The organism is Arthrobacter sp. ISL-95 (genome assembly GCF_018613695.1).
In the GTDB taxonomy this organism is placed as follows: Bacteria; Actinomycetota; Actinomycetes; order Actinomycetales; family Micrococcaceae; genus Arthrobacter.
Genome location: NZ_JAGGPR010000008.1, coordinates 138,089 through 149,844 on the forward strand (window position 1 = coordinate 138,089; position 11,756 = coordinate 149,844).

Annotated in this window: 11 protein-coding genes; all 11 read left to right on the forward strand. The window is 63.5% G+C overall.

Annotated features, from left to right (window positions below; genetic code table 11):
* Positions 1–44: 44 nt before the first annotated feature.
* The 11 genes from J7I86_RS12765 to J7I86_RS12815 all read left to right on the forward strand — a co-directional run bounded on the left by J7I86_RS12765 (position 45) and on the right by J7I86_RS12815 (position 11,676).
* Entirely contained in the window at positions 45–848 is an 804-nt protein-coding gene (locus tag J7I86_RS12765; protein WP_214820375.1) for a hydroxypyruvate isomerase family protein, read from the forward strand.
* Entirely contained in the window at positions 848–1,810 is a 963-nt protein-coding gene (locus J7I86_RS12770; protein ID WP_309476732.1) for a 2-hydroxy-3-oxopropionate reductase, read from the forward strand. The genes J7I86_RS12765 and J7I86_RS12770 overlap by 1 nt, the downstream gene beginning before the upstream one ends.
* 133 nt (positions 1,811–1,943) lie before the next feature.
* Complete coding sequence (gene gcl / locus J7I86_RS12775; protein WP_214820379.1) at positions 1,944–3,719, forward strand: glyoxylate carboligase; 1,776 nt, start codon at positions 1,944–1,946, stop codon at positions 3,717–3,719.
* Positions 3,720–3,747: 28 nt separating this feature from the next.
* Entirely contained in the window at positions 3,748–4,917 is a 1,170-nt protein-coding gene (locus J7I86_RS12780; protein WP_214820381.1) for a glycerate kinase, read from the forward strand.
* On the forward strand, positions 4,910–6,259 hold the full coding sequence (gene allB, locus J7I86_RS12785) for an allantoinase AllB (protein ID WP_214820383.1): 1,350 nt from the start codon (positions 4,910–4,912) through the stop codon (positions 6,257–6,259). The genes J7I86_RS12780 and allB overlap by 8 nt, the downstream gene beginning before the upstream one ends.
* A 10-nt stretch (positions 6,260–6,269) precedes the next feature.
* Positions 6,270–7,049: a winged helix-turn-helix domain-containing protein gene (locus J7I86_RS12790; RefSeq protein ID WP_214820384.1), complete on the forward strand. Its 780-nt coding sequence runs from the start codon at positions 6,270–6,272 to the stop codon at positions 7,047–7,049.
* Positions 7,050–7,147: 98 nt separating this feature from the next.
* Positions 7,148–7,615 (forward strand): thioredoxin-dependent thiol peroxidase, encoded by a 468-nt coding sequence (gene bcp, locus J7I86_RS12795; RefSeq protein ID WP_214820385.1) that lies wholly within the window; start codon positions 7,148–7,150, stop codon positions 7,613–7,615.
* Positions 7,616–7,826: 211 nt separating this feature from the next.
* Positions 7,827–8,945, forward strand: coding sequence for a PP2C family protein-serine/threonine phosphatase (locus J7I86_RS12800; RefSeq protein ID WP_214820387.1), 1,119 nt, complete (start codon positions 7,827–7,829; stop codon positions 8,943–8,945).
* Positions 8,946–8,965: 20 nt separating this feature from the next.
* Positions 8,966–10,942: a glycosyltransferase family 2 protein gene (locus J7I86_RS12805; RefSeq protein WP_214820389.1), complete on the forward strand. Its 1,977-nt coding sequence runs from the start codon at positions 8,966–8,968 to the stop codon at positions 10,940–10,942.
* Positions 10,932–11,264: an STAS domain-containing protein gene (locus tag J7I86_RS12810; protein WP_214820723.1), complete on the forward strand. Its 333-nt coding sequence runs from the start codon at positions 10,932–10,934 to the stop codon at positions 11,262–11,264. Before J7I86_RS12805 ends, J7I86_RS12810 begins: the two co-directional genes overlap by 11 nt.
* Complete coding sequence (locus tag J7I86_RS12815; protein ID WP_214820390.1) at positions 11,257–11,676, forward strand: ATP-binding protein; 420 nt, start codon at positions 11,257–11,259, stop codon at positions 11,674–11,676. The genes J7I86_RS12810 and J7I86_RS12815 overlap by 8 nt, the downstream gene beginning before the upstream one ends.
* The last annotated feature ends 80 nt before the right edge of the window (positions 11,677–11,756 follow it).

Below are 11,756 nucleotides of genomic sequence, written 5' to 3' on the forward strand. Positions count from 1 at the left end.
AAGCACGGAAGATAGATCAAAGCCCCTCCTCGGAAGGACCTACGATGACGTACACAGTGAACTGCTCCATCCTCTTGACGGAGCTGCCCCTGCTCGAGCGCCCCGCCGCCGCGAAGGCAGCCGGTTTTGACGCCGTCGAGTTCTGGTGGCCCTTCGACACCTCCGTCCCCACGGACGCACAAATCAACGAGTTTGAAACAGCCATCACGGACGCCGGCGTTCAGCTCACAGGCCTGAACTTCAACGCTGGCCACATGCCCGGCGGCGATCGCGGCCTGGTTTCCTGGAAGGGACGTTGCTCCGAGTTCAAGGACAACATCGACGTCGTAGCCGGCATCGGTGAGCGCCTGGGCTGCAAGGCCTTCAACGCCCTCTACGGCAACCGTCAGGACGAGTTCACCCCTGAAGAGCAGGACGAACTCGCCGTCAAGAACCTCGCCGCAGCGGCGGAAGGCGTGGCCCGCATTGGCGGCACCGTCCTCCTCGAACCGGTCAGCGGCGCACCCAAGTACCCGCTCCTCACCGCCGAAGACGCACTCAAGGTCATCGCCCGCGTCAAGGCCGAATCCGGCGCACAGAACATCAAGCTCCTTGCCGACTTCTACCACCTGGCAGTCAACGGCGACGACGTCGAATCCGTCATCGAGAACCACGCCAAGGACTTCGGCCACATCCAGATCGCCGACAACCCCGGCCGCGGCGCTCCCGGAACCGGCACCCTCCCCCTCGGTGAATGGATCGCCCGCAGCCGCGAACTCGGCTACGACGGCTACATCGGCCTTGAGTACAAGGAACCGCAGGAATCGGCCTTCAGCTGGGCCATCCGCCAGCCCGCCAACGCCAACTAATTACGACGGCGGCACCCGCCACAGCGGCTGACTCACCAAACAGCACACCTGAGCTAAAACAGACTTTCAGAAAGAGAACCACAATGAGCAACGTTGCAGTCATCGGCCTCGGAATCATGGGCCTCCCCATGGCCATCAACCTCGTCAAGGCCGGCCACACGGTCACCGGTTTCAACCGCAGCCAGGACAAGATCGACAAGCTCGTCTCCGAGGGCGGCCAGGGTGCCACGAGCATCGCGGACGCTGTCAAGGACGCCGACGTCGTCATCACCATGGTCCCGGACTCCCCCGATGTTGAGGGTGTCGTCAGCGGCAAGGACGGCGTCTTCGCCAACGCGAAGAAGGGCACCTTGTGGATCGACGCATCCAGCATCCGCCCGGACGTCGCCAAGCGCCTCTCGGAGGACGCAGTAGCGGCCGGCATCCGCCCGCTCGACGCTCCCGTATCCGGTGGTGAGCAGGGCGCCATCGACGCCGTCCTGTCCATCATGGTCGGCGGCGAAAAGGCAGACTTCGACGCAGCACAGGACGTCCTCAACGCAGTGGGCAAAACCATCGTCCACGTCGGCCCGTCCGGCTCCGGCCAGACCGTCAAGGCAGCCAACCAGCTGATTGTGGCCGTCAACATCCAGGTCCTCGGCGAGGCCATCGCCTTCCTTGAGGCCTACGGCGTAGACACCGACGCAGCACTGAAGGTCCTCGGCGGCGGCTTGGCCGGCTCTAAGGTCCTCGAGCAGAAGGGTCAGAAGATGCTCGACCGCAACTTCGACCCCGGCTTCCGACTGGCCCTCCACCACAAGGACCTCGGCATCGTCACCTCCGCAGCCCGCGAAGCCAACGTCGCTGTCCCGCTCGGCGCAGTCGTCGCCCAGCTCGTCGCCGCAACCGTCAACCAGGGCGACGGCGGCCTCGACCACTCGGGCCTCTTCAAGCAGGTCCTCCAGCTCAGCGGCCGGAAGTAAGCACCCCGGCAAAAGCCGGCAAAGCAACAAAAAGCAGGGAACCCGCCGTCGTACTTATACGACGGCGGCTCCCTCACCACACCCAAAAACACCACAGACTTCGCCCGAAAGGGCAAAAAACAAGGAGTACACCATGGCAAAGATGCGCACCGTTGATGCGGCCGTAGCCATCCTGGAAAAGGAAGGCGCAACCGAAGCTTTCGGTCTGCCCGGCGCAGCGATCAACCCCTTCTACTCAGCAATGCGTGCCCACGGCGGCATCCGCCACACGCTGGCCCGCCATGTTGAAGGCGCCAGCCACATGGCTGACGGTTACAGCCGCGCAGCTGATGGCAACATTGGCATCTGCGTCGGCACGTCGGGCCCCGCTGGCACGGACATGATCACCGGCCTGTACGCTGCATGGGCTGACTCGATCCCCATGCTCTGCATCACCGGCCAGGCACCCGTTGCCAAGCTGCACAAGGAAGACTTCCAGGCTGTGGACATCGAGTCCATCGCCAAGCCGGTTACCAAGATGGCCATGACCATCCTGGAGCCGGGCCAGGTTCCCGGCGCTTTCCAGAAGGCGTTCCAGTTGATGCGTTCGGGTCGTCCGGGCCCGGTCCTGCTGGACCTGCCCATCGACGTGCAGATGACCGAGATCGAATTCGACATCGACACCTACGAGCCCCTGCCGGTGGAGAAGCCCAAGGCTTCCCGCAAGCAGCTGGAAAAGGCTCTGGACATGCTGACCTCGGCCCAGCACCCGCTGATCGTTGCCGGTGGCGGCATCATCAACGCCGGCGCTTCGGCTCAGCTGGTTGAGCTGGCCGAGATCCTGAACGTTCCCGTGATCCCCACGCTGATGGGCTGGGGCACCATCCCGGACGACCACCAGCTGATGGCCGGCATGGTTGGCCTGCAGACCTCGCACCGCTACGGCAACGAGACGTTCCTGCAGAGCGACTTCGTGATCGGTATCGGCAACCGTTGGGCCAACCGCCACACCGGCGGCCTGGACACCTACACGGCCGGACGTAAGTTCGTCCACATCGACATCGAGCCGACGCAGATCGGTCGCGTTTTCTCGCCAGACTTGGGCATTGCGTCCGACGCCGGTGCGGCGCTGGACGGTCTGTTGGAGCTGGCTCGCGAACGCCAGGCTGCAAAGACCCTGCCGGACTACTCGGGCTGGGTTGCCGAGTGCCAGGAGCGCAAGGGCTCCCTGCACCGCAAGACCAACTTCGACAACGTGCCCATCAAGCCGCAGCGCGTGTACCAGGAGATGAACAAGGCCTTCGGCCGCGACACCACCTACGTGTCCACCATTGGTCTCTCGCAGATCGCCGGCGCACAGATGCTGCACGTGTTCGGTGCCCGCAAGTGGATCAACGCAGGCCAGGCCGGCCCGCTGGGTTGGACCGCTCCGGCCGCTCTCGGTGTAGTGAGGGGAACCCCGGACGCCACCGTTGTTGCCCTGTCCGGTGACTACGACTTCCAGTTCATGATCGAGGAACTGGCCGTTGGCGCACAGTTCAACCTGCCGTACATCCACGTTGTGGTGAACAACAGCTACTTGGGCCTGATCCGTCAGTCACAGCGCGGCTTCAACATGGAACAGAACGTTTCCCTGGCGTTCGAGAACATCAACAGCCCGGAGACCAACGGCTACGGCGTTGACCACATCAAGGTTGCCGAGGGCTTGGGCGTCAAGGCCATCCGCGTTGAGGACCCGAACGATCTGCCTGCCGCTTTCGACAAGGCCAAGGCACTGATGGGCGAGTTCAAGGTTCCCGTGGTGGTTGAAGTGATCCTGGAAAAGATCACCAACATCTCCATGGGCGTTGAGATCAACGGCGTGAACGAGTTCGAAGAGTTGGCAGAAACCGTCGCGGACGCTCCGACCGCGATCCTGACCAAAGCGTAAGTAACAGTAAAAGAAGGGAGGCACCGGAATGCGTGTTGTCATCGCCCCGGACAAATTCAAGGGCTCGCTGTCCGCGCCCGACGTCGCCAAGCACCTGGCAACAGGCCTGCAGGCGGGGTTCGGTTCCAAGGGCTTTGAGGCAACACGCATTCCGGTGGCCGACGGCGGCGAAGGAACTATCGACGCCGCCATCGGCTCCGGCTTCACCCGCCGGACCACCACCGTCACCGGCCCGCTCGGCGAGCCAGTGAAGGCCGACTTCGCGGTGCGGGACCAGGAAGCTGTCATCGAAATGGCGGCAGCTTCCGGTCTCGCCCTCCTCCCCGACGGCCCCACGTCAGAGACGGCAAAAACCGCAACCAGCATCGGAACGGGCGAACTCATCCGTGCCGCGCTGGACCTCGGCTGCCGCAAGATCATCCTGGGTGTGGGCGGCAGCGCCAACACCGACGCCGGCGCAGGAGTCCTCCAGGGCCTCGGCGCCGTCTTCTTGGATGAGAACGGCAACGAGCTCCCCGGCGGCGGTGCCGCCTTGGCACAGCTGAACAGCATCGACTTCTCTAACTTCGACGTCCGCGTCGAAGCTACGGAGTTCGTGTTGGCGTCCGACGTCGACAATCCCCTTTTGGGGGCTAGCGGAGCCCCAGCCATCTTCGGTCCGCAAAAGGGCGCGACGCCGGACGACGTCACCTCGCTCGATGCGGCACTGAGCCACTTCGTGGACGTGCTCGCAGCAACAACCGGCCAGCACGCCAAGTACGCCGCCAAGGCAGAAGGCGCTGGAGCAGCAGGCGGCGTTGGCTACATTGCCATCGCGGCCCTGAAGGCAGAGCGGCGGCCGGGTATCGACGTCGTGCTTGAATTCACTGAGCTGGAAGAACGGCTGAAGGGCGCCGATCTGGTGATCACCGGAGAAGGCAGCTTGGACGAACAAAGCCTGCTCGGCAAGACTCCTATGGGCGTCTCCCGCGCAGCACAAAGGAACGGGGTTCCCGTGATCGCAGTGTGCGGCCGGAGTACCCTGAGCCGTGAACAACTCACGGATGCCGGCTTCCATACGGTCCATGCACTGACCGATCTGGAAAAAGATGTCCAAAAATGTATCGCTGAAGCAGGTCCGTTGCTTGAACAATTAGGTAGGCACATAGGCGTGTACCTGGCAGAACGGACCGAAAACAAGGAGTACCTCAATGTCTGAAGCAATCGGCGCCTATGACCTCGTTATCCGGGGCCAGCGCATCCTGACCACCGCCGGCATCGCAGCACGCGAAGTTGGCATCCGCGACGGCATCATCGTCGCAATCGAACCCTTGGGCAACGGCCTCACGGGCAACGAGGTCATTGAACTCGCAGACGACGAAACCCTCATCCCCGGCCTGGTGGACACCCACGTCCACGTCAACGAGCCCGGCCGCACCGAGTGGGAAGGCTTCGCCTCCGCCACCCGCGCCGCAGCTGCCGGTGGCGTGACCACCATCATCGACATGCCGCTGAACTCCATCCCGCCCACCACCACCGTGGACGGCCTGGAACAGAAGCGCGTAGTCGCCAAGGACCAGGCGTTCGTGGACGTCGGATTCTGGGGCGGTGCCATCCCGGGCAACAAGAGCGACCTCCGCCCGCTGCACGACGAAGGCGTATTCGGCTTCAAGTGCTTCCTCCTGCACTCCGGCGTGGACGAGTTCCCGCACCTGGACGCGGACGAGATGGAAGAGGACATGAAGGAACTCAAGTCCTTCGACTCCCTCATGATCGTGCACGCCGAAGACTCCCACGCTATTGACCGTGCCCCGCACCCCGGCGGCGACCACTACGAGACCTTCCTCGCATCCCGCCCCCGCGGTGCCGAGAACAAGGCAATCGCCGAGGTCATCGAACGTGCCCGCTGGACAGGCGCCCGCGCCCACATCCTGCACCTCTCCTCCTCCGACGCGCTGCCGATGATCGCCTCAGCAAAGCGCGACGGCGTCCACCTCACCGTTGAGACGTGCCCGCACTACCTGACGCTCATGGCCGAAGAAATCCCCGACGGCGCCACGGCGTACAAGTGCTGCCCGCCCATCCGCGAAGCCTCCAACCGTGAGCTCCTCTGGAAGGGCCTGCAGGACGGCACCATCGACTGCATCGTCTCGGACCACTCCCCCTCCACACTGGACCTCAAGGACTTGGAAAACGGCGACTTCGCAGTAGCTTGGGGCGGCGTTTCCTCGCTCCAACTGGGCCTGTCCCTGATCTGGACCGAAGCCCGCCACCGCGGCATCCCGCTGGAACAGGTGGTCTCCTGGATGGCTGAGAAGCCCGCGGCCCTGGCCCGCCTGCACAACAAAGGCCAGCTCGCCCTTGGCTACGACGCCGACTTCTCCATCTTCGCCGCCGACGAAGCCTTCGTTGTGGACGTCAGCAAGCTCAAGCACAAGAACCCGATCACCCCATACGACGGCCGTCCCCTGGCCGGCGTCGTCCGCAAAACCTACCTGCGCGGCACCCCCATCGACGGCCAGAACCCCGGCGGCAAGCTGCTCCGCCGCGGCAACGTTTAGGTCAACCGTCATGGCAGTCAATGCCTACGGGCCGCCACCGTCGCGAGGACCCGCAGCACACGGGTCCTCCGCGCGGCGGCCTGGCCTGAGCGCGCGAGGTATGGCCGCACACGGGCTAGCGCTCTGGGTCAACCCGGCCGAGGGCGACGAGATCGATCCTGAAATCTGGGAGCGGGCAGCACGCCTTGTGCTGGCCCGCGCCATGAAACTTGCCCCGGAGGCGGAAGTCCGCATCTGGCCCGCCACCGGGGCAGAACACTCCGGCGTCGGCGACACTTCCTGGGGCGGCACTCCGCAGGAAGCCGCCGACGCCGGTACCAACGCGTCGCAGACAGGCACAAGGAGCGTGACTTTAACGCTCGCCGATGCCCTCGCGGAGGCCCGTTCAGCGGCCCGTTCCGACGGCGGCGACAGCGCCGAAGCCGGCGATAGCACCGCCGTCGAGCCCGTAACGTTGGCGAGCCGCCGCAGCCAACTTGCGGTGGACCTCGCCGCTGAAGTAGTGCTGCTGGACGGTGAGCCGGTTTCCTTTACTGGCATGGAATACAAGCTGCTGCGCTACCTCGTGGTGAACTGCTCACGGGCCATCAGTCGTGAAGAATTGCAACGTTTCCTGGAGTCATTTGACCTCCCCGGCGCGGCATTTCGTTCGATCGACGTTTATGTTGGAAGGGTGCGGCGGAAGCTAGGCTCCGCCCGACACACCGTCGCCACCGTCCGTGGTGGCGGCTACCAGTTCGTGCCAGGGCCCTATGCCACAGTGCGAGGACCTGCGGAATACAGCATCTAAGTTCGCTGTTGTAAAAGATCAACGCCCCCGCAATTTGTATGACCGCTGTTGTTTGAAATGAAGGCCGGCTGTTTGCCGGTGAAACGTAAAGGATCGCCATGACCCAGAAACTCCTCGTCGGAACGCAAGCACCTGATTTCGCGCTTCTCGACGCCGACGGCACCAAGGTCTCGCTGTCCGATTACCGCGGACGCAACGTTATTGTGTACTTCTACCCGAAGGCAGCCACCCCCGGCTGCACCACCGAGGCTTGCGACTTCCGCGACAACCTCGCCAGCCTGCAGGGCAAGGGCTACGACGTCATCGGGATCTCCCCGGACGGCCCGGAGGCCCTCGCCAAGTTCACCGGTGAATTCGCCCTGACCTTCCCGCTGCTCTCCGACGAAAACCACTCTGTAGCCCTGGCTTACGGCGCCTGGGGCGAGAAGCTGGTTGACGGCGAAATCGTCGAAGGCCTGGTTCGCTCCACCGTGGTCCTCGACGGCGAAGGCACCGTGAAGCTCACCCAGTACCAGGTTTCCGCGCAGGGCCACGTCCAGGCGCTCAAGGAAGAGCTGGGCGTCTAACCCTCTCGCACTTCCCGCGTGCTTGAGCCGAACGCTCTTCCACATCACACGTGCTTGAGCGAATCCCTCTCTCACATCACACGTGCCTGAGCGAATCCCTCTCTCATATAACTGAACAAATCGTGTAACGCCCGCTCCCTAAAAGTGAGCGGGCGTTTCATGTGTCGTGACTAAACGTGACAAATACCCAGCAGCAATAGTTAATGGAGCCATGGTCTCTTCCCCGCCCGTACGCCACGCCGTCGTCGTCGAAGATGACGCTGACATCCGCGGCCTCCTCGTTCTCGTCCTCGAGCAGCTCGACTTTGTGGTGACGGAAGCGCCTGACGGTCTCTCCGGCGTCGAAGCTGTCCGTAGAACCAACGCCGAATTGGTGACGCTGGACATCAACCTTCCGGACATCGATGGCATGGAAGTCTGCCGCCGCGTCCGAGAATTCTCGGACGCGTACATCCTGATGCTCACCGCCCGGGCCGATGAGATCGACAGGCTGACTGGCCTGGACACCGGCGCGGACGACTACATCAACAAGCCGTTCAGCCCCAAGGAACTCCAGGCCCGCATCCGCGCCCTTTTCCGCCGCGCCCGCACACCTGCCGCGCCCGCCGAGGACACCGGCCAGACCGATGAACTCGCCCGCGCAGCAGTGGTGCAGCAGAGCCTCCTGCCGCGCGAAACGGTCCGCCTCAACGGGTACGACGTCGCTGGAGCCTTCCGTCCATCGCGCAGCGTGGGCGGGGACTTCTACGACTGGTACCAGACCCGCGACGGCATGCACCTGACCTTCGCCGATGCCATGGGCAAGGGAATGGGCGCTGCACTCATCGCAGCAACGGTTCGCGCCGTGATGCGTTCAGTTGCGGACACCCCTGAAATCGACGCCGCTTTCGGCTCAGCCAGCGCCACTATCACCTCGGACCTGGACCAGTCCGGCTCTTTCGTCACCATGTTCCACGCGCGGCTGGATGCTCCGTCCGGAAGGCTCAGCTATATCGACGCCGGTCATGGGCTTGCGCTGCATGTTCCTGCTGAGGGGGTGGCGCGAAGGCTGGTTTCTGCGGGCCCGCCCGTTGGGATCCTGGACGAGCAACAGTGGCCTGCTTCCGAGCTGAAGCTGGAGCCCGGCGATTCCCTGGTGATCGTCAGCGACGGCGTGCTGGACGCCCATAATTCCTTGGAAGAGTTCCAACGCAACGTCGAGAAAGCGGCGCGTAACGGCGCGTCGTCGGACGATGTCTGTGCAGCCTTGCTCGAGTTGGCACCGGCGTCAACCGCTGAAGATGACGTGACCGCCGTCGTCGTACGCCGAAAACCAAACGCAGGACTGTAAACAGCAAAAGGGGGGGATTTGTGACGCGTTTCTGGACTCGGCTGATCGTTCTTCTCACGGTCATTTTGGGCGTCAACTATGTGGCGTGGCGCTGGATGGCCTCGCTGAACTGGGATGCGTGGTGGATTGCCGTTCCCTTGGTGATTGCCGAAACCTACAGCCTCATCGACGTGATGCTTTTCGGGCTGACCGTGTGGAATATCAAATTCCGGAAACCGCCGCCCCCACCCCCGGCCGATGCCACCGTGGACGTTTTCATCACCACCTACAACGAGCCCTTTGACCTGGTAATGACTACGGCATTGGCCGCCAAGGACATCCGCTGGCCGCACAGTACCTGGATCCTCGACGACGGCGATCGCCCGGAGATGCGCGAACTCGCCGAGTCGAACGCGATCGGCTACGTGAAGCGCGGCGCGGGCTGGACTCCGGACATGCCACGGCACGCCAAGGCCGGCAACTTGAACAACGCGCTCATGGTCACCTCAGGCGAGTACCTGTTGATTCTCGACGCCGATCAGATCCCCGAGCCGGACATCCTGGACAAGACGCTTGGCTACTTCAACGACGACAAAGTGGCGTTGGTCCAAACCCCGCAGTACTTCATCAACGTCCCTGCCGACGATCCCCTCGGCAGCCAGGCTCCCCTGTTCTACGGCCCCATCCAGCAGGGTAAGGACGGCTGGAACGCGGCGTTCTTCTGCGGATCCAACGCGATCCTCCGCCGGGAAGCCCTCATGCAGCTGGGCCTGGTGGGCTACGTCAAAGCCACCGAGAAGAGTGTCCGGCGAGCCCTGGCTGCCTCCCGTACCGCCATCAAGAAGGCCCGGCGGTCACCCGAGGCGGAGAACCCGCTGGTGGAGCAGATGCTCAACGAGGTGGAGGCCGCTACGGAATCCGCCCAGAAGGAGCTCGAAACCGGAGCATCCCTCAGCGAAATCACGTACCGGGTGCGCCGCAAGGTGGACGACGCCGTGCGCACCCTTGTGGCCGCCGACTTCTCAGCACTCCAATCCGACCTCGACGAGATCGCCGCCATGGAACTCGCCCACGTCGGCGAGTCCGGTGTCACCACTGTGGCGAGTGACGCCGTCGACCGTATGTCCGGACGTGACTGGTCCCCCTTGGGCGCGCTCGAGTCGGTCCATGCGGTCCTGGACGCCATCTCAGTGGAACGCACCGACGAAGCCCAGCCGATCATGCCGCTGGCCACCATCTCCGTCACGGAGGACATGGCCACCGCCATGCGCCTGCACGGGCTGGGTTGGAAGAGCGTGTATCACCACGAAATCCTCGCCTACGGGCTGGCCCCGGAGGACGTCAAAACCATGCTGACCCAGCGCCTCCGCTGGGCCCAAGGCACCATGCAGGTCCTCCTCCGCGAGAACCCGCTGGTCCAACGAAGCCTCACGTGGGGCCAGCGGCTCATGTACTTCTCCACCATGTGGACCTACCTCAGCGGCTTCGCTGCCGTGATCTATTTCGCCGCGCCCATCATCTACCTGACGCTCGGCATCCTCCCGGTGAACAGCATCAGCGTCGACTTCTTCATCCGTTTCATCCCGTTCATGGTGGTGAACCAACTGCTCTTCCTGGTGGCCGGGCACGGCATACCCACCTGGCGCGGGCAGCAGTACAGCCTCGCGCTGTTTCCCACCTGGATCAAGGCGTGCACGACGGCGGCACGGAACGTTTGGTTCGGACGTCCCCTCGGGTTCGCGGTCACCCCCAAGGCCCGTCAGAGCGGTGGGCCCAGTTGGAGCCTGATCCGTCCCCAGATCATTGTGGCGGTGCTGCTTGCCATTGCGCTGGTGGTTGGTCTCACCCGGCTTCTTGCCGGAATGTCCGAGCCCTTGGGCACACTGGTGAACGTGGCATGGGTTGCGTTCGACCTCGTAGTCCTGAGCGTTCTGGTCAAGGCAGTTTTGTACAAGGGTTTCGTGCCTGAAGTTGTTGGGCCGGAGCGCCCCGAGGAGAGGAATGCAGATGCAGTTTAGCTATGAGGTCAACGACTCCTACGCGGAGGTGAAGAGCGTGGGCCGGCTGAACATGGTGGCCGCGCCCAAACTGCGCGAAGTAGTGAATGAGGTTGTAGCCGGTGGCTCCAGCCGGGTTGTGGTGAACCTGTCAGAAACCGACTTCATGGATTCCTCCGGACTCGGCGCACTCATCGGCTGCCTCAAAGCCGCACGTCAGGCAGGCGGTGATCTCCGGATCGCCGGCGTTCAGCCACAGGTCAAGATGGTTCTGGAACTGACCAACATGGACAGGGTACTCACGGCGTACCCCACCGCCGAAGCGGCCTTCGGCGATGACTGAGGTCATCGCCCGCCGTGGCTTTCATGGGCCGTCCAACGAGGAAGCCATCCAAGCCATCCACAACGAGCTGGACGCCCTATGGGACGACGCCTCCTTCGTGCCGGACATGGACCGGATGACCTTCGCTACGGCCGTGATCGAGGCTGCCGCCAACATCGTGCAGCATGCGCTTCCTGTGGCGGAAAAGCCCGTGGAGATCGCCGTCGACATCAGCGTCCGTCCCACCCGCTTGATTGCGCGGGTCAGTGCGTTCAACGCCCGTGAACCGTTCGCCAACGACATGCAGGCTTCAATGCCGGATTCGGACGCGGAGTCCGGGCGCGGGTTGGCACTCATCGAGGCCCTGGTGACCACAATGACTTTCGAGCGCCAGGACGGCACCAACACGTGGATCCTGACCCGCGACACCTGACCATCTCTCACATCCCACGCTCTTGAGCCGAACCGTCTCTCACATCCCACCCCCTTGAACCGAACCATCTCTCACATCCC